Annotated in this window: 23 protein-coding genes; 16 read left to right on the forward strand and 7 right to left on the reverse strand. The window is 72.5% G+C overall.

The genetic code is table 11. From position 1 onward, the window contains the following. Positions 1 to 88 precede the first annotated feature (88 nt). Entirely contained in the window at positions 89 to 544 is a 456-nt protein-coding gene (locus tag OG242_RS32450; protein ID WP_331738999.1) for a VOC family protein, read from the forward strand. 59 nt (positions 545 to 603) lie between these two features. On the opposite strand, the gene OG242_RS32455 is transcribed toward OG242_RS32450, so the two are convergent. The 4 genes from OG242_RS32455 to OG242_RS32470 all read right to left on the reverse strand — a co-directional run bounded on the left by OG242_RS32455 (position 604) and on the right by OG242_RS32470 (position 6,790). After that, positions 604 to 957 carry a beta/gamma crystallin domain-containing protein gene (locus tag OG242_RS32455; RefSeq protein ID WP_331739002.1) on the reverse strand — a complete coding sequence of 118 codons (354 nt, stop codon included), beginning with the start codon at positions 955 to 957 and terminating at the stop codon, positions 604 to 606. 269 nt (positions 958 to 1,226) lie between these two features. Next, complete coding sequence (locus OG242_RS32460) at positions 1,227 to 5,366, reverse strand: AMP-binding protein (protein WP_331739004.1); 4,140 nt, start codon at positions 5,364 to 5,366, stop codon at positions 1,227 to 1,229. 745 nt (positions 5,367 to 6,111) lie between these two features. Continuing rightward, entirely contained in the window at positions 6,112 to 6,435 is a 324-nt protein-coding gene (locus OG242_RS32465; protein WP_331739006.1) for an acyl carrier protein, read from the reverse strand. A gap of 151 nt (positions 6,436 to 6,586) precedes the next feature. After that, a complete protein-coding gene (locus OG242_RS32470; RefSeq protein ID WP_331739008.1) occupies positions 6,587 to 6,790 on the reverse strand; it encodes a hypothetical protein in 204 nt (67 codons plus the stop codon). 410 nt (positions 6,791 to 7,200) lie between these two features. Between OG242_RS32470 and OG242_RS32475 the strand changes: the two genes are divergently transcribed. Continuing rightward, positions 7,201 to 8,424 (forward strand): aminotransferase class V-fold PLP-dependent enzyme, encoded by a 1,224-nt coding sequence (locus tag OG242_RS32475; RefSeq protein WP_331739010.1) that lies wholly within the window; start codon positions 7,201 to 7,203, stop codon positions 8,422 to 8,424. 121 nt (positions 8,425 to 8,545) lie between these two features. Here OG242_RS32475 and OG242_RS32480 read toward each other — a convergent pair whose 3' ends face one another. Further along, positions 8,546 to 9,385 carry an alpha/beta hydrolase gene (locus OG242_RS32480; protein WP_331739012.1) on the reverse strand — a complete coding sequence of 280 codons (840 nt, stop codon included), beginning with the start codon at positions 9,383 to 9,385 and terminating at the stop codon, positions 8,546 to 8,548. 93 nt (positions 9,386 to 9,478) lie between these two features. Here OG242_RS32480 and OG242_RS32485 point away from each other — a divergent pair, with 93 nt between their 5' ends. The 6 genes from OG242_RS32485 (at position 9,479) to OG242_RS32510 (ending at position 14,811) form a co-directional block, all read left to right on the forward strand. Then, a complete protein-coding gene (locus tag OG242_RS32485) occupies positions 9,479 to 10,309 on the forward strand; it encodes a helix-turn-helix domain-containing protein (RefSeq protein WP_331739014.1) in 831 nt (276 codons plus the stop codon). Between the two features lie 76 nt (positions 10,310 to 10,385). Beyond that, positions 10,386 to 11,042, forward strand: a complete 657-nt coding sequence (locus OG242_RS32490) for a maleylpyruvate isomerase N-terminal domain-containing protein (protein WP_331739016.1) — start codon at positions 10,386 to 10,388, stop codon at positions 11,040 to 11,042. A gap of 244 nt (positions 11,043 to 11,286) precedes the next feature. After that, positions 11,287 to 11,841, forward strand: a complete 555-nt coding sequence (locus OG242_RS32495) for a hypothetical protein (protein ID WP_405901798.1) — start codon at positions 11,287 to 11,289, stop codon at positions 11,839 to 11,841. Positions 11,842 to 12,013: 172 nt separating this feature from the next. Beyond that, positions 12,014 to 12,862 carry a hypothetical protein gene (locus OG242_RS32500; protein ID WP_331739020.1) on the forward strand — a complete coding sequence of 283 codons (849 nt, stop codon included), beginning with the start codon at positions 12,014 to 12,016 and terminating at the stop codon, positions 12,860 to 12,862. A 30-nt stretch (positions 12,863 to 12,892) separates the two neighbouring features. After that, positions 12,893 to 14,125, forward strand: a complete 1,233-nt coding sequence (fahA, locus tag OG242_RS32505) for a fumarylacetoacetase (protein ID WP_331739022.1) — start codon at positions 12,893 to 12,895, stop codon at positions 14,123 to 14,125. Then, entirely contained in the window at positions 14,122 to 14,811 is a 690-nt protein-coding gene (locus tag OG242_RS32510; RefSeq protein WP_331739024.1) for a helix-turn-helix domain-containing protein, read from the forward strand. Before fahA ends, OG242_RS32510 begins: the two co-directional genes overlap by 4 nt. 15 nt (positions 14,812 to 14,826) lie before the next feature. Here the strand turns inward: OG242_RS32510 and OG242_RS32515 are convergent, their stop codons facing one another. Beyond that, a complete protein-coding gene (locus tag OG242_RS32515; protein WP_331739026.1) occupies positions 14,827 to 15,231 on the reverse strand; it encodes a hypothetical protein in 405 nt (134 codons plus the stop codon). A 53-nt stretch (positions 15,232 to 15,284) separates the two neighbouring features. Then, positions 15,285 to 15,650, reverse strand: coding sequence for a nuclear transport factor 2 family protein (locus OG242_RS32520; RefSeq protein ID WP_331739029.1), 366 nt, complete (start codon positions 15,648 to 15,650; stop codon positions 15,285 to 15,287). A 98-nt stretch (positions 15,651 to 15,748) separates the two neighbouring features. On the opposite strand from OG242_RS32520, the gene OG242_RS32525 reads away from it, so the two are divergent. The 8 genes from OG242_RS32525 to OG242_RS32560 all read left to right on the forward strand — a co-directional run bounded on the left by OG242_RS32525 (position 15,749) and on the right by OG242_RS32560 (position 21,367). After that, positions 15,749 to 16,696 (forward strand): LysR substrate-binding domain-containing protein, encoded by a 948-nt coding sequence (locus OG242_RS32525; RefSeq protein WP_331739031.1) that lies wholly within the window; start codon positions 15,749 to 15,751, stop codon positions 16,694 to 16,696. A 12-nt stretch (positions 16,697 to 16,708) separates the two neighbouring features. Further along, positions 16,709 to 16,879: a hypothetical protein gene (locus OG242_RS32530; protein ID WP_203593332.1), complete on the forward strand. Its 171-nt coding sequence runs from the start codon at positions 16,709 to 16,711 to the stop codon at positions 16,877 to 16,879. 256 nt (positions 16,880 to 17,135) lie between these two features. Beyond that, complete coding sequence (locus OG242_RS32535) at positions 17,136 to 17,477, forward strand: hypothetical protein (protein ID WP_405901799.1); 342 nt, start codon at positions 17,136 to 17,138, stop codon at positions 17,475 to 17,477. A 1,188-nt stretch (positions 17,478 to 18,665) separates the two neighbouring features. Continuing rightward, positions 18,666 to 19,619: a helix-turn-helix domain-containing protein gene (locus OG242_RS32540; RefSeq protein WP_331739036.1), complete on the forward strand. Its 954-nt coding sequence runs from the start codon at positions 18,666 to 18,668 to the stop codon at positions 19,617 to 19,619. 14 nt (positions 19,620 to 19,633) lie between these two features. Beyond that, positions 19,634 to 20,095 (forward strand): cupin domain-containing protein, encoded by a 462-nt coding sequence (locus tag OG242_RS32545; RefSeq protein WP_024494953.1) that lies wholly within the window; start codon positions 19,634 to 19,636, stop codon positions 20,093 to 20,095. Positions 20,096 to 20,173: 78 nt separating this feature from the next. Then, positions 20,174 to 20,380, forward strand: coding sequence for a hypothetical protein (locus OG242_RS32550; RefSeq protein WP_331739049.1), 207 nt, complete (start codon positions 20,174 to 20,176; stop codon positions 20,378 to 20,380). A 10-nt stretch (positions 20,381 to 20,390) separates the two neighbouring features. Continuing rightward, a complete protein-coding gene (locus OG242_RS32555) occupies positions 20,391 to 20,564 on the forward strand; it encodes a hypothetical protein (RefSeq protein ID WP_331739051.1) in 174 nt (57 codons plus the stop codon). 35 nt (positions 20,565 to 20,599) lie between these two features. Continuing rightward, the gene (locus tag OG242_RS32560) at positions 20,600 to 21,367 is read left to right on the forward strand and encodes a hypothetical protein (RefSeq protein WP_331739053.1); all 768 of its coding nucleotides are present in this window, start codon (positions 20,600 to 20,602) and stop codon (positions 21,365 to 21,367) included. Positions 21,368 to 21,485: the final 118 nt, after the last annotated feature.

Raw genomic sequence — 21,485 nt, forward strand, 5'->3', positions numbered from 1 at the left:
GTCACGACGGGCCGCCCCTCGGCGCCGACGTCCTTGGTGCGGAACGCGTGGGCCGCCCGCTGTCAGACCCGCCTGCGATGCTCCGGGTATGGAGATGACAGTGCAGCTGACGATCGACTGTGCCGATCCGCAGCGAATGGTGGCCTTCTGGGCCGAGGCCCTGGGTTACGTGCCCGAGCCGGCGCCCGACGGGCACGCCACGTGGCGGGCCTACTGGGAGGACATGGGGGTGCCCGAGGAAGAGCTGCCCCCGGGAGCCGGGGACATCCCGGAGTCGGTCGTCGATCCCGCGGGGCGCGGGCCGCGGGTGTGGTTCCAGCGGGTGCCGGAGCCCAAGGCCGCCAAGAACCGGTGGCACTTCGACCTCAAGGTCGGCGGGGGCCGCGGCGTGCCGCTGGAGGTCCGCAAGGAGCGGGTCGACGCCACGGTGAGGCGGCTGGTCGAGGCCGGTGCAACGGTGGGTCGGATCCGGGAGGAGCCGGACATGCAGTTCTACGCCGCCGCCATGCTGGACCCCGAGGGCAACGAGTTCGACGTGGTGTGACGGCGCACCGGCCGCCGCCGTTCGCCCACGGCGGCGGCCGGCGGTTCACGTCCGGGCGCTCAGAGGATCTGAATGCTCTTGATCCGGGGCGGGTTGTTCGGGAACGTGATGTCCGTCCAGCGGTTGATCCGCACCGAGTCGCCGTTGACGTCGTAGTAGATCAGGTCGTTGTTGCCCGTGATGATTCGGTCGGCCCACCAGCCGCCGAAGTCGGTCCTGCCCGCGTTGGCGTAGCAGTCGACGCTGTTCCGGCCGTCGAGGTGCGAGTAGATCTTCAGGAAGTCCGCGCCGCCGACGCACTCCACGTGATCGATGGCGTAGGCGGACCCGGCGGGTACGGCGACGGTGAGCGAGGCTGCGGCGGCGAACGCCATGGCCAGGGAGCCGAGGAGCCGCTTACCCTGTGCGATCACGAAAATCTCCTTCGTACGAGCCCGGCCCATGGCCCGGCCGTGTCGGGTGACGGACGCGCCACGACATGCCGATCGCGTTCCGCCGGGTCGGAGGCCGACCCGTAAACGATCTTGTGGCCACGCCTCCGCAAGACGCGGAAGGCGGCTCGCCACCACCCGTTTTCGACCCGATCGGCGGATGCCAAGCCCGTTCCGCCGCCGCAGAGTTGACGTGCGGCGGTAGCCGGTCCGCGCGCGAGCCCCCGCGTGGCGTACGCCCCCACCGCCCGCTACGGCAACTCGTCCAAGTGGTCCAGGCACAGCTCGTACCGGCTCTCCGCGTGGATCTCCGACCAGCCCGCCGGGACCGTAGCCGCGGCCGGCCACAGGGCGCGGCGGCCCGAGCCGTCGTCGACGACCACGAAGGTCGAGGGGGTGTCGGCGAATGGGTCGTCCGGGGCCGGGCCCTCGAGAACCGTGAGGTTGCCCTCCGAGTCCAGCCGGGCGGCCCGGCCCGTGCGCCACATGCGGGCGGTGGCGTCCGGGCCGCCGAAGGGGTCGGGCAGGAAGCGCTCACCCGTGGCGGCCGGGGCGTCGGCGTAGCCGAGGGCGACGCCCGCCCCCGCCACGTACAGCGCGCCGACCGCGCCGGGGGCCACGGGCCGCAGCCCGGCGTCCAGGACGTACGCCCGGTAGCCGGGGGCGGGCCGGGCCGTCCCCGTACCGCGGTGCTCGACGACCAGGTGGCCCTCGGCCCAGCCGCCGCTGGTGAGCAGGGACATGCCCTCCTCCCGGGCGAGCGCGACCAGGGCGACCAGCACCTCGTCGCTGCCGCCGAGCAGCGTCCGGGCGTCCCGCTCGCGCAGCCAGCGCAACAGCTCCTGCGGTACGGCGTGCCGCAGCGACACGTCCGGCACGTGCACCCGGACGCCCCGCACCAGCGCGCCCAGCAGGCCGATCGTCGCGTCCGCGTCCGGGTAGCCGCGTACCAGCCACGCGGCGTCGACCGGCTCGGCCAGCGTCGCCGCGACGACGGGGCCGGCGCCGACGACCGTGGTGCCGGGCGCGCCCAGTGCCCACAGCACCGGGTCGTCCGCGCTCAACGGACGCGTACGGTCCGAGTCCCGCAGCGGCCACTTCCCGTCGGCGGGCAGCAGACCGGCGGCCTCGTCGCGCACCAGACGTACCGTCGCGGGCACCTGACCCAGCAGCAGATCCGCCGTCTCGTCGAGCAGCATCACCACCGGTCGCACCGAGAGGGGGAGTTTCCGCGTCGGATCGACGGGTACGCACGCGGCCCCCGTCTTCGCGACGGCCAGCGCGGCCACCGCGAACCCGGTCGGCGACGACAGCGCGGTCACGACCGTGGTGCCCGGACCCGCGCCGTGCGTGACGAGCGCGTGCGCCAGCAGGTCGGAACGGGAGTCCAGCTCGGCGTAGTCCATGACGGATACGCGCGCCCCCTCGCCCGTGCCGGACGCCTCGGCCACGCCGATCGCCCCCGACAGGGCCACCGCCCCCGGCGCCCGCCGCACCCGCTCCGCGAACAGGTCGGCGACCGTCGTGACGGGCAGCTCGTGCCGGCGCCCGCCCTCCCACACCCCGCTCCGGACAGCGGACCGCCCGGCCGGAGGCAGCAGCGTGCTCAGGGGCAGCTCCGGGTGGTCCAGGGCCGCCGCGAGCAGGGAGGTCAGCCGGCCGGTCAGCGTGGCGGCGACGGTCTCGCCGACCGTCTCGCGCCGGTACGTGGTCGTCAGCGCGACGCCCGCCGGCGCGCCCGCCCGGCTCTGCCGCTCCGTCAGCGTGAAGCCCACGTCCGTGGCGGGCAGCGGCAGCCCGGCGCGCTCCGGCTGCACAGTGAGCGCGCCGGACGCGAACTGGGCCGCCGCCGTCTCCTGGAGGACCGTCAGCGCGACGCCCCCGGCACCGGCGAGCGGCGCGTCGCCGCTGCGGTACGCGGCCAGGTCCCGCTCCCGCGCCCGGCGCACCAGCTCGCTGAACGCCGGGTCGCCCGACGCGTCGACGGACAGCGCGAGCACCCGCCCGTACGCGCCCACGGCCCCGCGCAGGGTCGCGTTGTCCCGGGCCGGGACCGGCGCCGCGACGGTGATCTCCCCGTCCGCGCCCAGCTGACGCAGTACGGCGGTGAGCGCCGCGTGCACCACCATGAAGACCGTCGCCCCGTGCGCCGCCGCGAACCGGGTGAGCCGCGCGTGCAGCGCCTCGTCCAGGCCCGTGTCCAGCCGCCCGGGGGCCGTGTCGAAGACCTGCGGCCCGCTGCCCGGCAGCGGGGTCGGCGCCCGGTCGCCGTATGGAGAACGAGGCGCGTTCCGTACGAGTTCCCGTACCGGCGACGGACTGCCGCCGGCGGCCAGCTCCCGGTGGACCCGGGCCAGATCGGCGGCGAGCGGCAGCTGCGACCAGAGGTCCACGCCGTCGGCGGGCAGCGAGAGTTCCAGCAGGTGGTCGTCCGGCGCCGCGGACCGCAGCCGCGTCCCGGCGGTGCCTATACGGGAGTTGCGCAGCACCCTGTGCCGCCGCCCCAGTACGGCGAGCGCCTCGTCCAGCACCCGTACGTCCAGCGGCCCGCGCAGCCGGAACGCCAGCACGACGCTGTCCGTACCGGCCGAGCCGGACGCCCCGGGCCCGATCGCGGCGGCCGGCCCCTCGCCCAGCAGCGAGGCCAGGGCCGCCGGGGTCGGGGCGGCGCGCAGTGCGTCGGGGCCGGCCGGCCCGGTGCCCAGCGTCTCGCGCACCCGGTCCAGCAGCCGGACCGCCGCCAGGGAGTGGCCGCCCACGCGGAAGAAGTCGCAGTCGGCGTCGATCAGCCGGCGCGGCAGCCCCAGCACCTCCGCGAACAGGTCCCGCACGATCTCCTGCACGGGCGTGCCCGGCGGCGCCCCGGCCACCACGTCCGCCACCGGCCCGGGCGCGGGCAGCGCGGCACGGTCGATGCGGCCCTCGGCGTCGAGGGGGAGTACGCGGTGCAGTACGAGGGAAGAGGGCACGAGCCCGTCGGGCAGGTGGTGGTGGAGATGGGCGCGGAGAGCGGTTTCGAGGCGGACGGCGGGGGAAGAGGCGGGGCCGTCCCCCGCCACCACATGCCCCACCAACCGCTGTTCGCCCTCCGCGTCCGTATGCACCGTCACCACCGCCTCCGCGACGGCGGGGTGCGCGGCGAGCGCCGACTCGATCGTGCGGAGCTCGGCGCGCAGGCCGTGCACGGTGGTGTGGTCGTCCGTCCGGCCCGCGAACTCCAGCGCGCCGTCCGTCCGCAGCAGCACCCGGTCCCCGGTCCGCCACAGCCGCCCGCCGACCCCGCTGAACCGGTCCTCGACGAAGCGCCGGGCGGTGAGCTCCGGGCGGCCGAGGTACCCGTCCGCGAGGGCGGGCCCGCCCAGCAGCAGCTCCCCGACGGTGCCGGGTTCGGCGGGCAGGCCGTGGGCGCCGACGACCACGGCGGCGGTGGCCCCGACGGGCCGCCCGTAGGGGACCGGGTCCGCCGCCTCGCCGCCGATCTCGTGGCACAGGGCGAACGCACCCGTCTCCGCGGCCCCGTACACCTGGAGCAGCCGCCGGGGCGCCCCGGCCCGCAGGACCCGCCGCACCTGGTGCGGGTCGCAGACCCCGCCGACGAGCAGCGCGCGCAGCGAGTCGAACGCGTCGGGCCGGTCGCGGACGATCCGGTGGAACCGCGCGGCCGGCAGCAGGGCGACGGTCACCCCGTGGTCGACGAGGGCGCGCCGCAGCCGCTCCGGACCGGCGAAGGTGTCGAAGGACAGGACGGTCAGCCGGGCCCCGGCAGCCAGCGTCGCCCAGATCTCGAACGCGCTCGCGGCGGACGCGGGACTCGCGGCCTGCGCGACGACATCGTCCCGGCCGGGCCGGAACGCCGCCCCCGGCCGTAGCAGCTCGCCCAGCGCCAGGTGCGAGACGACGGCGCCGACGGGGGAGCCCCCGCCGGAACGCGCGGTGTAGCAGACGTACGCGGGGTCGTCATCGGAAACGGGGACCGCACGGTGCGGTTCACCGTCGGGTCCCGTCTCCTGCGGGCTGACGACAGCCGCCCCCAGCCCCGCGTAGTCCAGGGCATCCGCCGTCTCGGCCAGGACCGTACGGGCCCCGCTGTCGCCCACGACGAACCGGCGGTGCGCGAGCGGATCGGCCGGATCGAGCGCCACGTACGCGGCTCCGGTCCGCAGCACCGCGAGCAGAGCCGTCACCAGCCGGGGCCCGGGACGCAGACTCGTCGCCACCAGGCCGCCCCGGCCGACGCCCTGCGCCGCCAGGTCGCGCGCCAGCCGGTCGGCCGCTCGGATCAGCTCACGGTAGGTCAGGGAGACCTCGTCGCCGGGACGTCCGGGAGCGTGGACGGCGATGGTGTCGGGGCGTGCGAGGACCTGCTGCTCGATGAGACCGGAAATGGACATCGTGGCGAGCTCCTTCGACAGCGGCTTGCGTCTTGGCAAGACATTGCCAGGACGTTGGCAGAAGGGGCTCGAAGGTTTCTCCGGACCGGCTGGAGCCCCGCCTTAGCCGCAGGTCGGTGCGGGTCGGCAGGGGCCGTGAAGGACCCCGGCCGTTGCCAGGACGCGGTGCGGGAGTGTGGCCGGGAGCGTCCGCCGGCGACCGCTCCAGCGGCTCTGGGGCGATGCTCAGGGCGCGTACGGCAACGTCGTTGATGCGACACACGGGTCGATATCGACCGGAGGTCCCCCCTCCGTGGCCCGCCCGGTCCTGCCCGGGCGGGCTGCTGTCGTGTGCGGACCCGCTCCATACCCGTACGGGCTACCGCGCCCCGATGTCGTACGGGGCTCCCTCCGCGACCGCCCGCAGCTTGTCCGGGTTGGCCACGTTGTGGATGCACCGTGTCGCGGTGCTTCCTGGTCCGGGCCGCCAGCTGAATTGCGGCCGCCATGCCCGCGTATCCGGCCCCCAGAATCACCACTCGGTGCGTGGCCGTCGTACGGGTTTCCTGCTGCGCGCTCATGATGGGTCCTTCCTCACCGGTTTGCTGACAACCAGGGGATGGCAGCGGGGCCCTCGGATGTGACATGGCGCGTTTGTGGCCTGCGTCACAAAGGTCTGCGGGGGTGGCCGGACACGACCGAAGCCCCCGCTGCTGCTCGATGAGCGGCGGGGGCTTCTCGGGTCCTGCGAGAGCGGGGAGACCTGTCAGGCGACGGCCCACGGGGTACGCCCACGGCTGGCGGTGTCCGACGGCGGGTAGAGGCCGGCGTCCCAGGAGGGCTGGAGGGTGGCGGAGACGATGCCCCAGAGCTGTCCGGCGGTGAGGGTGTGCACGGGAACGACGACCTGGCCGGCGAGGCTGACCCCGTACGCCGATTCGAGGGCGCTCACGATGCCGATGAGCGCCATGGAGTCGAGCCCGTAGCTCTCCATCGGGACGTCGGCGTCGGGCGTTTTCCCCTTGCCCAGGCCGGGAAGGCCCTGCCGGAGAATCGTCTCGAACCTCGCGTTCCACGGTGTCTGTGCCATGGGGCGGACTTCCTTCCGGCTGCCGGGACTTCTGGCCGCACGCGAGGCCGGACGTACGAGCCTGCGTGCGTACGTGAGCCACGGTGCCGTGTCCCGCTTGAGCCGCCTTGGAAGGGTGCTCGTGCGGTGGTTTCGGCGGGCCGGGCGCGGGTCAGGCGACGGGCGCGGACGGCCAGCCGATGTCGCCACCGCCCTGGGGCGCCACGGGCCAGCCGATGTCGGCGGAGACGTGCGTCGAACCGCCGGTGAGGGGCCGGCCGATGTCCTCGCCGCCGGCCGCGCTGATGCCGGCGGAGGTGAGAACGGCGGCGGCGACGGCGGCGGTGCTGACGAGGACGCGGGCGATGCTCTTCATGGCTGGGCTCCCTTGTGACAAGTTCTGCGTTCCGTGCTGGCAACTTCTTGCCTAAAAGATGGCAACGCTCCCTAGGAATTCGCTCGTAATTTCCTCGTGAACGGGTGGAGGAAATGGAGGGGTGAGATCGCGAAGGCGCCACTCCGGGCAGGGGCCGCTCGTCCGCACCGCCCTGACCTGCTGCTACATGCCGGATCGTCGCGCTTCCGCTGGCTCTGTCAGCGCTTGGCAAACCCTGGAGAAGCGAGCCAGGAAATCTCGAAACCGGGGCCAGGGAAGCGGCCGGGGCCTCTCCGCTTGAGTATCACTGGAGCGGCCGTTGCCAAATTATCCAAACGCCGGGCAACATATTGCCAGAGGTCAGGCAATGGCTTGTCACGGTTCCCCGACAACGGGGGGAGGACCCGGAAGTGAACGTGCAGACGCCCCAGGTCGAACGAACGGTCCGTCTCGACGCGGCCACCGCAGGCCACACGCCGGCCGCGGTGCGAGCGGTCGTCGCGGAGTTGCTGCGCAGGGAGGACGAGTACGGGACGCACGAACTGGAGGAGTACGTCGAGGACATCGTGCACACCGAGGTCCACGAACGCCTCGGCGCCCTGCTCTCCGTACCCGCCACCGGCGTGACGTCCCTGGTCACGGGCGGATCCGACGCCTTCCGGGAGACGCTCGACCGGCTGCCCGTCGGTCCGGGCGACCGGATCTGGACGACGCCGTACGAGGACGTCGCACGCCTCACCGCGCTGTTCGCGCTGCGCGACCGCACCCGCTGCCGCCTCGACGTCGTCCCGCTGGACGCGCACGGCGACCTGGACCTGGAGTGGATGGCGGCGCACATCGACGAGGACGTGGCCCTGGTCAGCGTGGCCCAGGTCCCGGCCGGCTGCGGCATCGTCAACCCGGTCGAGGAGATCGGCCGCATCCTCGCCCCGCACCGCGCGCTGTACGCGGTCGACGTGTCGTACGCCGTGGGCCACCTGCCCGTGAACGCGGCGCGCATCGGCGCCGACCTGCTCACCGGTGACGGCTGGCGCTACCTCGGCGGGCCGGCCGACGTCGGTTTCGCCTGCACCACGCCCCGCCTGCGGTCCGCGCTCACCGACCCGGCCCCGGCGCGGTACGACCAGGACCTGCCCGGGACACCGCACAGCGCGTCCGTCGCCGGCCTGAACACCGCGCTCCTCCTGCACGAGAAGGAGGCGTCCGCCGCACCGCGGGAGGACCTCTACCCGCAGTTGCGCGAAGCCGTCGACCGGGTCCCCGGCACCGAACTGATCGCCCCGGGCCGTGTCCAGGCCGGTGCTCTGGCCTTCCGCCACGACGAACTGACGGCGGCCCAGCTCCGCCGCGAGCTGCGCGCGCGGGGGATCGTCCTGCGCAAGACGGTCGCCCAGGAGCTGCCGCTCTACCTGCCCGAACGGGGCATCACCACGGCCCTGCACGCCTCCTTGGGCCACGACACCACGGCCCGCGACCTCGCCCGTCTCGCGGAGGCCCTGGACGCGATCGTGAGCGCCCACCACCCCACCGAGGTGGTCCTCCCGCGCGCCGTGGGCGGCTCCCCGACCCCCGCGACGGCCGTCCCGAGCCGTGCCCCGCGCGGCAGCCGGGGCCACCTGACGCTGCTGCGGTAGGCCCCGGCGGTCACAGCGGCGCGGCGCCGGCCGCCACCGGCGTGATGCTGCCGCCGACGGCCGGGCCGGGGCAGTAGCCCGCGTCCCCGACGAGCGGCACCTGGCCCCGCGACCAGCTGTCTCAGCCGTGGAGGGCGGCGAAGTCCAGCAGGGGCCCGGCGACCCGGGGCGGATCCTCCAGGATCGGCGAGTGCCCCAGCCCCGGCAGCAACTCCACCCGGGCGCCCGGGACGACGCGGTAATCGGCGGCGGACGAGGAGCGCCAACGACGGTCGTCCTCACCGAACAGCACCAGCAACGGCTTGCCGAGTCCCGCCAGCCGGTCCGGCAGCACCCGCTGTTCCAGATAGGCCCGGGTGCCCTGCATCGTGGCGGTGAACGAGTGCGGCGTCATGGCGCGCACCTCGTCCAGCAGCGCGTCCGGCACCCGGTAACCGGGGCGGCTGAAACCCGTGCTCGCGAGCTGCCGGATCTGCTCGTCGCTCGGCGGCCACTGCGTGGGCCCGGCGGGGGCGCCGGAGCCGGTGGCGATGAACGCCCCCAGGCCGGGCCCCGTGTTGACGAGCACCAGAGCGGACACCAGCTCCGGCCGCTGTTCGGCGAGGGCCGTGGCGGTCACCCCGCCGCTGGAATGGCCCACCACCACGGCGTGCCCGACACCGAGCCGGTCCAGCACCTTTCCGGCCCGCCGCGCCTGGTCCGGGATCGCGTAGCTGCCGTCGTCCGGCTTGTCCGAACGGCCGTGCCCGAGCAGATCGATCCGCACGACGCGGTGGGCTTCGGCCCCGGCCCCCGTGGCGGCCAGCAACGGAACGAGCGCGTCCCACGAACGTGCCGAGGACGCCGACCCGTGGATGAGCAGGAGCACGGGGGCCTCACGGGACCCGTCCTGGCACACATGGATGGTGTCGCCGTCGTCCAGCGCCACGGCCGAGAACCGGGTGGTCTCAGAAACAGTCATGACCCCACTGTCGCCACCGGCCCCGCCCGCGTATTGAACGAATGTTCCGCCCGGCCCGCCCTGCTCGCGGCGGCCCGCTCGTAGCATGGAAGGGTGCGAACCTTCATGCACGGTACGGCCGCGTGGGACGTCTCCCGCCCGCGGCGACCCAGCCGGGTGGCCGGGGTCACCATGGCCGGGTTCCGCGTGCACGACCTGGACGCGCTGCGCATGGTCCCGCACCCGGCGGCCACCCTGCTCCTCGAATTCGGCGCCGGCGTCCCCGTCCTCGACACCGCGACCGGTGAGCAGCAGCGCGGGTGCCTGGTCGCCGGCCCAGGCCTCGGCTCCGGCGGCGCGGTCCGGGTGCGCGGGGAGAACGTCGAGTGCGTGCAGGTGCGGCTGTCCCCGGTGATCGCCCGGGCGGTCCTCGGCGTACCGCCCTCCGAGCTCGACGGCGCCGTCGTCCCGCTGGACGCCCTGTGGGGCCGCGAGGCGTCCCGGATGCGTGAACGGCTCGGCGAAGCCCCGTCCTGGCAGGCCCGCTTCGCGCTCATGGACGCGCTGCTCACCCGCCGGTACGCGGCCGGGGCCCCGGTGGACCCGGAGGTGTCCCGGGCCTGGCAGCGGATCACCGCCGGCCGCGGCATGCTCCGGATCGACGAACTCGCCGATGACGTCGGCTGGAGCCGGAAGCGGCTGTGGTCCCGCTTCCGTTCCCAGCTCGGCCTGCCGCCCAAGCGCGCGGCGCGGCTGATCCGCTTCGACCACGCCGCCCACCGCCTGGTCGCGGGCGAGGGCGCGGCCCGGGTGGCGGCCGACACGGGCTACGCCGACCAGTCCCATCTGCACCGGGACGTCGTGGCGTTCACGGGGGCGACCCCGGCGAAGGTGGCCGGCGAGCCGTTCCTCGCGGTGGACGACATCGCCTGGCCGGGGCGCTGAAGGGCGCCCGCCCGGCACCTCCGGGCAGCAACTCCGCCACTACGGACGAAGCGTGCGTACCCCCTAGCGTGGGCTCATGCATCCCTTCTCGCGCACCTGGACAGCGCTGCTCGACGCCGTGGCCGGTCTTCCCGACGAGGACTTCGGCAAACCTTCCGGCTGTACCGGGTGGCTCGTCCGGGACCTGGTGTGCCACCTGGTCATCGACGCGCAGGACGTCCTGATCACCCTGGTCACCCCTGCCGACGCGCCCGCCACGACCGACGCGCCCGGCTACTGGACTCTGCTCCCCGAACCCCCGACGGGCGACGACCCGCTGGACGCGCTGATCCCGCGGCTGGCGGCGGCGTACGGCGAGCCGAGGTGGCTCAAGCACCACATCGACGACGTCGGCTCGGCGGCCGTCCGCGCCGCCGGGCTCGCCGACCCGGCCGCCCGCGTCCGTACCCAGGACATGGTCCGCACCGTCGCCGACTACCTGGCGGCGTACGTCCTCGAAGGCACCCTTCACCACCTGGACCTCGTGGCCCACCTGTCCTCGGTCCCCGAACCGCCCGCCGACACCCTGGCCGTGGCCCGCACCGCACTGGAGGCCGTCGCCGACGCCGCGTTTCCCGCCTCGCTCCCGGACACCGACGCGCTACGGATCGGCACGGGCCGCAGCACACCGACTCCCGCGCAGACGGCGGAACTGGGCGACCTGGCGGCGAAGCTCCCGCTGATCCTCGGCTGACCCACCAGCTGTACGGCCCCTCAGCCCGCCGCCCAGTCCGACCACGCCCCGGGGCGCGGGGCCCGTTGACCTCCACCGGTGCCGGTGAACGGCACAGCTGCTCGGTGGATCCCTGCGCGTACGAAAAAAGGCATCTGCACCACTAAACGGTGAACATGGCTGCTATATCCCTTGAAACGGCGGTGAGTTGGAAAGTGTCGCCGTGCTCCTCAAAGAGGTGCACGGCCGACCCCAGGAGAAGACCTTGAAGCGTGTCTCGTTCCGCCGATCCGCAGGACTGCTGGCCGCCGTCGCGGCCCTGATCGCGGGTCCCGCCCTGTCCGCCCACGCCATGACCCCCGCCGCCCCGGCCACCCAGCAGACCTACGCCCAGCAGGCCCGGGGCGCCGGCCTCACCGACCAGCAGGCCGGGCAGCTCCAGCGACAGGTCGACGCGGCTCTCGCCCAGGACCCCGAGGCCCGCCAGACCTCGGCGAACACACTCGCCGTCCCCGGCGGAACCGTCACGCTTCCCGCCCCCGGCCAGACCGAAACCCGCCGCCTGGCTTCCCCGGCCACCGCCCTGGCCTGCGGTAACGGGCACCTGTGCATCACCGACGGGCGCGGCGTCAACTACGACTACTACCGCTGCGGCTACTACGACTTCAACGGCGTCGGCGACGGCACCTTCAACAACAACCAGACCTCCGGCACCCGCGCCCGCTTCTACAACAGCGACGGCAGCGAACGCTGGTCCCACGTGGCCAAGGGCACCGGCACCGCGTCCTGGACCCCGGTCTTCCACATCCGCCCCTGCTGAAACGCGCCTTCTCCGTCCCCCGTCACCGAATCGGTGACGGGGGACGGTCGTGCGGGCCCGGTCCGTTCCCGCGGAGTACGGCCCGGAAACCCCGGGTGTTCGATAAATCGGGTATTCGATAAAAGAACATTGAGCATTCGCATGTCGAAGCGCCTCGGCTAGGGTGCCGGTTGTGCCTCTCCCTCTCGCCTTCCGCCATCTCGTGGACGACGCCGCCGTCTTCCCGCCCGGACTCGCCCCGCTGCCACGCGCCGTGACCGAACACGCCGAGCACCTCGCCTCCCCGCACGCCGCTCTCGTCGGCCCCTTCGTCATCGGCGCGGACCGGCTCGCCGAACTGGCCCAGCTCGCCGGACCGGAGCTCTTCACCAACGGGCTCCGGGTAAGCGTGGTGACCGCACCCGCCGCGATCCCGGCCGTCCTGGCCGCCCTCGCCGCGACCGATCGCCTGGTGCCGGCCGCCCTGGAGGTCAAGCCCGACCCCGCGCCGCCCATCCGCGACCAGATCGACGCCCTCGCCGCGCGGAGCCTGCCCGGCGCGGTGTACGTCGAGGCCCCACGCCCCGTCACACGCGCCTGGGAGCAGGCCCTCGCCTCCGCCGTACGCCACGGCTTCCGGCTGAAGTTCCGTACCGGAGGCACCGAGGCGGCGGCGTTCCCGACCGAGGACGAGGTGGCGGCGTGGATCCACGACACCGTCGCCGCCGGCGCCGCCTTCAAGTGCACGGCCGGGCTCCACCACGCCGTCCGGCACACCGCCCCCACCACCGGTTTCGAGCACCACGGCTACCTCAACGTGCTCCTCGCGACCACGCGAGCCTGCTCCGGAGCACCCCTCACCGCCATCCGCGCCGCCCTCGCCGAGCGCGACCCGGACACACTGGCCCGCGCCGTCACCGCGACCCCGGCCGCCGACACCGCCGCCGCACGGGCGGCCTTCACCTCGTACGGGTCCTGCAGCGTGCTCGAACCGCTGGAGGACCTGGCCGCCCTGGGCCTCCTCGACCCCGCCACCCCCTGACCGCCCGTCACCGACTCCGAAGGACCGCACATGAGTACCCACCCCGCCACCTGGGCAGAGGCCGCGGCCGGCAGCGCGTACGACGTCGACAACCTTCCGTACGCCGTGTTCTCCACCGACGACACCACCCCGCGCATCGGCGTCCGGATCGGTGACCACGCCCTCGACCTGGCCGCCGCGGCCGCCGCCCTGCGCCCCGACTGGACACCGCTGCTCGACGCCCCCGCGCTCAACCCCCTCATGGCCGCCGGCCCGGCGACCTGGGCCGAGGTCCGCGCCTGGGCCACCGAACTGCTCACCGACACCGCGCACCGCGACCGCGTACGCCTGGTCCCGCTGGCCGACATCACCCTGCACCTGCCGTTCGAGGTCGGCGACTACGTCGACTACTACGCCTCCGTGGACCACGCCACCAACGTCGGACGCATCTTCCGCCCCGACGGCGACGCCCTGATGCCCAACTGGCGTCACCTGCCGGTCGCGTACCACGGCCGCGCCGGCTCCATCGTCGTCTCCGGCACACCCGTGCACCGCCCCGCGGGCCAGCGCAAGGCCCCCACCGACCCGGCACCCACGTTCGGCCCGTCCCTGCGCCTGGACATCGAGGCCGAGCTCGGCTTCGTCGTCGGCCGTACGATCCCGCTCGGGCAGCGCGTCACGACCGCCGAGTTCACCGACACCGTCTTCGGCGTCACCGGCGTCAACGACTGGTCCTCGCGCGACATCCAGGCCTGGGAGTACGTCCCGCTGGGCCCCAACCTCGGCAAGTCCTTCGCCACCACCATCAGCGCCTGGGTCACCCCGCTCGCCGCCCTCGAACACGCCCGCACCGACCTGCCGGGCCAGGAGCCCGCCGTACTGTCCTACCTGCGGGAGGAGGGCCCGTCGGGATACGACATCGACGTGGAGGTCGAGGTCAACGGCACCGTCGTCGCACGCCCCCCGTACGCGTCCATGTACTGGTCGCCCGCGCAGATGCTCGCCCACCTCACCGTCAACGGCGCCTCGCTGCGGGTCGGCGACTTCTACGCCTCCGGCACCATCTCCGGACCGGACAAGCACCAGCGCGGCTCGTTCCTGGAACTCTCGTGGGGCGGCAAGGAGACCTGGACGGCGGGCGGCGAGGAGCGCACGTTCCTCCAGGACGGCGACGAGGTGGTCCTGCGCTACTCGGCACCGGGCGCCCGGGGCCGCATCGGCCTGGGCGAGGTCCGTGGCAGGATCCTCCCCACGATCCGGCCGATCCCCGAAGAGGCGCCATGACCCCGCCGAACGACCCCGAGAGCGGCGGCTCGCAGACCCTGGAGCGCGGCCTCGCCGTCCTCGTCGAACTGAGCCGCCACCCGGACGGGCTGAACACCAGCCAGGTCGCCGCCGCGACGGGCCTCCACCGCTCCGTCGCGCACCGCCTGCTGGTCTCCCTCCACCGGACCGGCTTCGCGACGCGCGACGACGAGGGCCGTTACGTGGTGGGCCCGGCCGTGCCCGGACTCCTCGGCGATACGGGCCCCAGCCTGCGCACCATCGCCGAACCGGTCCTCCACCGCCTCGCCCGCAAACTGGACGCCACCGCCAGCCTGGTCGAGGCCATCGGCACCGCGGCGGTCACCACGGTGGTCGCCGAACCGCCCACCGACGGCCCCCTGTTCTGGTACCGCAAGGGCAGCCGCGACCCCCTCGACCACGGCTCGGGCGGCCTCGCCACTCTCGCCTCGGGCCCTCCGCGCGCCTCGGAACCCGACCGCGTCCAGGTGATCCGCGAGGCCGGCTACGTCATCACCCACAGTGAGGTCAACGTGGGCGCACACGGCGTCGCCGCCCCCCTGCCCGGCTGGCCGGTCCGAGCGGCGATCAACGTCGTCACATCCGACCCGGACCTCGCCGAACGGGCAATCCCGCACGTACGGGAGGCCGCCGCCGCCATAGGCACCCCGAACGACCACCACTGAGGACGCGAGCGGCGGTCACTCTTCCGGGCCCACGCCCCCGTCCCGCGCGGCGGCGGCCGCCTCCAGCAGGGACCAGCCGTCGATCTCCACCGGGCCCCGCTCCTCCGGCTGCCACCCGCGGTCCAACGCCGCGTCGAGCAGGGCCCGGACGGCGCCGGGCGCATGCAGGTTGAGGGAGGCCCCCCGGACGTACCCCACATCCCCGGAACCCAGGGGAGCCCCACCCGGCACGTACCGGCCGGGACCCTGGCCGAAGACGATGCGCAGCGGCCCACCGGTACCCGGGGGTTGCGGGGACAGCGTGAGCGTCTCGCAGCACGACTGACCGCTGTCCGTCACACCGTGGCTGTGACCCAGAGTCCACATGTACACGCGCCCGTCGGCGACCAGCCGCCGGGGCTTCCTCGGGTTTCGGGGCATGGAACCGAGCGTACGGGGATGCGAAACCCGGCCCCCCGCCGCGACTGCGGACGTCAGCGGCTGGGCGGGGCGAACTCCGGCTGGTCCAGCAGCCGCAGCCAGCTCCCGTCCGGCTGGCGCCTGACGACCTGCGCCCGCGCACCGGCCCCGTCCCTGGGCGGGGTCGAGGTGAGGGCGATGTCGCCGCTGATCAGCGTCGGCAGCGGCTGCTCCGGCTCGAAGCGGGGCCCGTTGGCCAGCACCTTCTCCCACAGCGCACGGATCGCGTCGCGCCCGACCGTCCGCTCGCCGGGCGGGTAGGCCAGCACCGCGTCCTCCTCGTACAGCGCGGCGACCCCGGCCGCGTCACCGGCATTGGACCGGTCGACGAACAAGCGGGTGATGTCCTCGGGCCGCATGGCCTTCTCGTACTCCGGCATGGGTTCCTCCTCACGTGTGGTTCCGGCACTCCCCAGCGTGATCGCCCACTTATCAGAAGTCCAACAGATGGTTCTTCTGTAAACTAGAATCCAGAGGCATGGAACTGAGGCAACTGGAGTACTTCGTCGCAGTCGCCGAAGAGCGGAACTTCACCCGCGCCGCCGAGCGGGTGCACATCAGCCAGTCCGGCGTCAGCGCCCAGATCCGCCAACTGGAACGAGAACTCGGTGCCGAGCTGTTCGACCGGTCGGCCCGGACCGTCGCGCTCACCGTCGCGGGGAGGGCCGCGCTCGAACACGCCCGCGCCGCGCTCGCCGCAGTCGGAGCGATCGGCCGGTCGGTGGACGAGGTGACCGACCTGATACGGGGCCGGCTCACCGTAGGAATGGTCGTCGGCTGCACCCTCACCCCGCTCTTCGAAGCCCTCGCCGCATTTCACGAGGCGCACCCCGGCGTGGAGATCTCCCTGCTGGAGGACAGCTCCGACCGGCTCACCGAAGGGGTACGAACCGGCGCCGTCGACCTGGCACTCATCGGAACCGCGACAGCCGCCCCCGACGGACTCCACGCGCTGACGATCATCAGCGAACGGCTCGTCGCGGCGGTCCCGCCCGGGCACCCCCTGGCGAAACAGCGGCGGGTCACCCTGAGCGACCTGACCGCCCACCCCATCGTGTGCATGCCGCCCGGCACCGGCCTGCGCGCCGTGTTCGACCAGGCCTGCGCCGCACAGCATCTCCACCCCTCGATCGCGATGCAGGCCGGTGCCGCGGACGCCATCGCAGACCTCGCCGCCCGCGGCCTCGGCGTAGCCGTCCTCAGCGAATCGATGGCCGCGACCCACCGCGACCGCCTCACCGCCCGCACCATCGACGACGTCGAAGCACCAGCACTGCTCGCCCTGATCTGGAAGAGCCCACACATCCCCGCGGTACGCGAACTCCTCGCGCACAGCCGACGATCCTTCGCGGGCCTTCCGGCGACGCAGGGCCAGGAGGCCGCCTATGTATCCGGCGAGGGGGTACAGGAGGTGAACTTTCGATGAGAGGGGTTCGTCATGCTCGGCATAGTCGCGGCAGTGCTGTTCTTCGTTTCGTTCCTGATCAACGCGGCGGATATCAGTACCAACGATGTGTTCTCTTCGACGAACGTGATGCTGCTGGGGCTCACGGCTCTGGCCCTGCACGTGGCGGGCGTGGGCAACGGCTGGGCGCCCCGCAGGCGGTGACTCCCTTCCGGGTTCTGTGAGAGGCCGTCACAGAACCCGGAAGGCTCGTGGTCGGACAAACCGGTCACGTGGTGTCAACTCCGGACGGGATCACCCGATTGGAACGTTCCCCTTCGGCGGTGGGAGTCGTTGGGGAGTCTGGAATCCGTAAACGTCACGAGCGAACAACGCACCGCCGTCCCTGTACAGCCCAGGTCCCCTCTGCCGTATCGGCACAGTGAGAGCCGACGGCCGGCGTGGCTACAGGAGGTATGGGATGCGTTCTCTGCTGGAGAGCTTCTACGACACGATGGACGAGCTGCACGTCGACTTCCGCCGACGCCTGGAGGACATCGAACGGGAGGCCTGGCCCGCGCCGGTGCCGAGCGCCGGCACCGAACACGGGCACACTTCGCACCCGGACAAGTTCGAGGAGATTCGGTACCCGCTCGGGCTGCGACCGCTCTGGACCGACGAGTACCCGTCGGCCGAGCCGGTGAAGAGAAGCGAGGAGAAGGGGCTCGCCGGCCCGGTCACTCGGCTCTTCGATGAAGCGCCACCCGCAGAAACGATCGTCCGCGTGATGAAGAGGCAGGCAGGAACGATTCGCCGCGCTTAGACCAAGCGGTCGGCTTTTCCGTTATGAGAAGCACAGAGAACGACGAAGCTCATCGCAACCGTGTCGTTCACCACGGCATTCGTTCTGAGCACGGAAATGGCCGCCCCCTCGAATCTGTGGGCGGCGGAATCGTATGACCGCTGACCGTGCGGTGAGGTCGCGGGCGGCTGTGTGCGTCCCGGTTTCTGCGCCCAGGACGCACGTGCTGTGAACCGGATCGCCTCGGGCGGCGTGCACCGGGGGATGCCGTCCCCATCGTGGAAGGCCGGCGGATCAGCCGCCGGAGAGGACCGAATCGTCCAGGGGCCGGGCGCCAGGCAACTGGTGCCGGGCGGCGATCAGGGCCCCTACGACGCGTATCACGCGCTCGTGCGCAACACCGGCAGGGGTGCGCGGTGCCTGGTCACGGGGCCTCGAAGCCGGTCACGGCCAGCGCCCTGTCCACCCGGGCGGCTGCCAGGTCGTCGTGGCGGATCACGAAGCTTGTGAAGTACGCCTTGTCGGCACGGGCTTCACCGGCGAGCCGTGTCCTCTGGAGCTGCAGTGACCTGCACTTTCAGGCCGGATTCCGCGGTCGTGTCAGTGACACAGTCCCGCTTTCGTGTCATTTTCCTCAGCGAACGGAAGAACCAACGGCCGCTCACTGATGGCGGCTCCAGTCGGCGGGCCTCGGCCCGTGACGCCGCAGCCGCTGGTCATTGACCTGAACCTCTGGATGAGGCCAGGCTGTGGCCAGGCGCGAAAGATCGCCATCCTCCGGCAGGGCACCGAACCCAGCGACTCGTCCGGCTTGAAATGGGCCGGCGTCCCGGTCGTGCCATCGACCTCGACGGGTTCAAGGTCACTGACGGGAACGCCGTGTTCGTAGCGCTGGGTCCAGGCCCCGTTGAGGCGACGGTTGGTATGGACTACAACTAGCTAGGGCGTGTCCTGTAGGTCGGCACGCAGCCATAACACGATGGCGGCGATGATGATTTCTGAGCGGTAGCAGGTGACGCGTTTGGCGTGGCGGGTGGCGATCGCGCGGAACGGTTTGAGTCGATTTGAAGCAGCGCTCGACGACGTTGCGGCCGGTGTAGCGGTCCACCGCGCGCACCAGAGCCTGGTAGAGCAGATGCGGGCCGGTGCCGCTGTAACCCCCCGCCGAACACCGTGCCTGAGCAGAAGTGTCGCCGTTATCATTGACCGATGATCGGCAACCTTGAGTCGTTCCAGGACGAGCTGGCCGCCAGCGGGTTTCCGCCGCTGATCAACAAGCTGGCTGGGGCCGGCTTCCGGGGCGGGATCGCCACCCGTGACCTCGGGCCGCTGCGGCTGGTTTCCCTCGACACGCCCGCGAGCGCCTGCATCGGGCGGGAGCGCGACGCCTCCGACGGCGAGAACCTGGCGGTCAAGGTGATGACCCGGGGCCGGACGCGGATCGAGCAAGGGCGCGGCGACGCCGAACTCGGGCCGACCGACCTGATACTGCTCGATCCCACGCGTACGCTCCGGTTCGAGAGCACTGCCTCGGCGCACGTCACCATCCTGGTTCCGCGCCGGGAGCTTCGGATCCGGCCCGCGCAGATCGACCGGCTCATCGGCGTACGCATCGACGGCAGCCACGGCCCGGGCGCTCTCGTCTCCGTGCTGGCCCGGCAGTCGGCGTGGTCGGCGACCGAGTTCCGCGAGGCGGAGGCGCTGCGGTCGGCGGCGGCCGTCGTCGAGCTGATCGCGGTCGCACTGGAGGCCCGGCTCGGCGACGAACAGCCGGCCCCGGACGAGTGGCTGCGGAGCCGGATCGCCGGCTACATCGAGACCCGGCTGGCCGATCCCGATCTGTCCCCGCCTGGCATCGCCGCCACCCACAACATATCCGTACGCCGGCTGCACAAGCTGTTCGAGGACCAGCCGCTCACCGTCGCGGCCCTGATCCGCCGTCGCCGCCTGGAGCGCTGCCGGGCCGAGCTGACCGGAAGCGGACGTACGGTCACCGCCGTGGCCGCCCGGTGGGGATTCTCCGATCCCACCCATTTCAGCAAGCTCTTCAAGGCGACGTACGGCTACAACGCCCGTGCACTGGTAACCAGCAACCGTGCACAGACGACCAAGACGCGCACAGCCGGCCCGGACAAGGATGGTGGTGACCAAGGCAGGCAATAGCAATAGGAGAAGTCGTGGCGAAGGTAAACATCGTCCGCCCCGGTGAGGGCGAGATCCTCGGCAGCGGGGCGCAGCAGATCCGCATCCTGGAGAACGGCGAGCACACCGACCACCGGCTGGGGTTCGCCGAGGTCACCATTCCGCCGGGCACCCCGAGCCCGTTGCAGCATCGCCACGCCCAGCATGACGAGGGCTTCTACGTGCTGGCGGGAACTTTCCGGTTCACCGTCGGCGAGGACCAATACGACGCCGGGCCGGGCACCTGGGTCATCGTGCCGACCGGGGCGCCGCACACGTTCGCCAACGTCGGCGACGAGAACGCGGTCATGCTGAACACCTTCACGCCGGACCTGTATGTGCAGTACTTCCGCGACTTCAAGGCCATGATCGATTCCGGGCAGCCGGTCAACGCCGAGACCATGCAACCGCTCTGGAAGAACTACGCCACCGAGATCTCGAACGAATACGCCTCGTGAAGCGCCTTCAATACGACCGCTACGGCGGCCCGGAGGTGATGCGGCTCGCTGAGTTCGAGTCACCACGCCCGGGTCCGGATGAGGTTCTCGTCCGCGTCCATCGTCCTCACAGCCACCGGCCCCGACCGCGTACGCAGGTGGGAGGACGTAGCCCGGGGCACACCAGGCGACAGGAACCTCGACCTCGACGCGGACCGGGGCACCGCGCACCCGTGCTGGTCCACCAGCGGCTCGATCGACGACGACCCGGTGGGCGTCGACATCCTCGCCTACCAGGACCTGTGAGGACCCAGCCATGGACACCGATCGAGGCCGGAAGCAGCAGCCGCACGACGGGGGCAACGACCGGCCCTACCTCTACATCCACAGCTACCCGCCGCCCGACCTGCCCGACGTGGGGGAGGACCACGGCGAGCGGCCCGTGCCAACGGCGTCTGCTGGTACCTCTGCTCGGGAATCCAGCCGCTGACGGCGTTCCAGCCCGGACAGGACCTGACCGCCCAGGTGGCCATCGGCAACTGGCAGGGCGGAAACAGCGCCTCGATGGCGTACGTCGGCCTGTGGTGGTCCAAGCCGGTGAGCGGGCCGGTCATCCCCGACCCGTCGAAGTTCATGGGGTTCTCGCCGGTCGAGGTGCCCCCGCACGGCGGCCGGGCCGAGACCGCACCCCTCACCGCGCGTATCCCGGCGAGCTCGGGCAACCACATCTGCCTCCTGGCCAAGGTCTGGCATCCGCTGGACAACGTGGCCGCCGGAGGCCTCGCGGACCCCGTCAACGACAGGCACTGGGCCCAGCACAACCTGGCCGTCCTGCCGGCCGCCCCCGCCGCGCCGGAACCCTTCGCGTTCCTCGCGACGAACCCGACGGACGACGAAGTCACGTATCAGATCGGCGTCCGCCCGATGCCCCGGGAACTGTGGGGCAACATCCCCAACGACGAGCGCCTGCGCCCGGTCAACGCCTCGGCCTGGCTGTCCCTGAAGGACACCACCACTGGAGGAGAGGCCCAGGGACAGAACGAACTGACCCCACACGCTCACGCTGAACCCGATGGAACAGCGCGACATGGAACTGCTGCTCGTCGTCACCGACGAGGTGGGCAGCGAAGCCTTCGATCACGGCTATGCCGCCGACCCGCCGTTCATTGCGGTACTGGGCGATCTGGAAGGGTGCCGCGCACGGCGGCGACCAGGGCGGCCATGCTCAGCACGGAGGTCTCGGCGCCGGCGGTCAGGACGGCGAGCCGGGGGACTCGCGGGACGGCGACGTGAGGGCGCCCGGGCGCGGAAAGAACTCGCCCTTGCGAAGGCGGAGTTGGGCGTACGGGACCGCCGGTGGCGCCACGCCGCGGCGAAGGGCGGGTCCCCTTGTGCCGCACGGCCCCGTGTA

Origin of the sequence: Streptomyces sp. NBC_00727, from assembly GCF_045161745.1 — a bacterium.
Classification (GTDB): domain Bacteria; phylum Actinomycetota; class Actinomycetes; order Streptomycetales; family Streptomycetaceae; genus Streptomyces.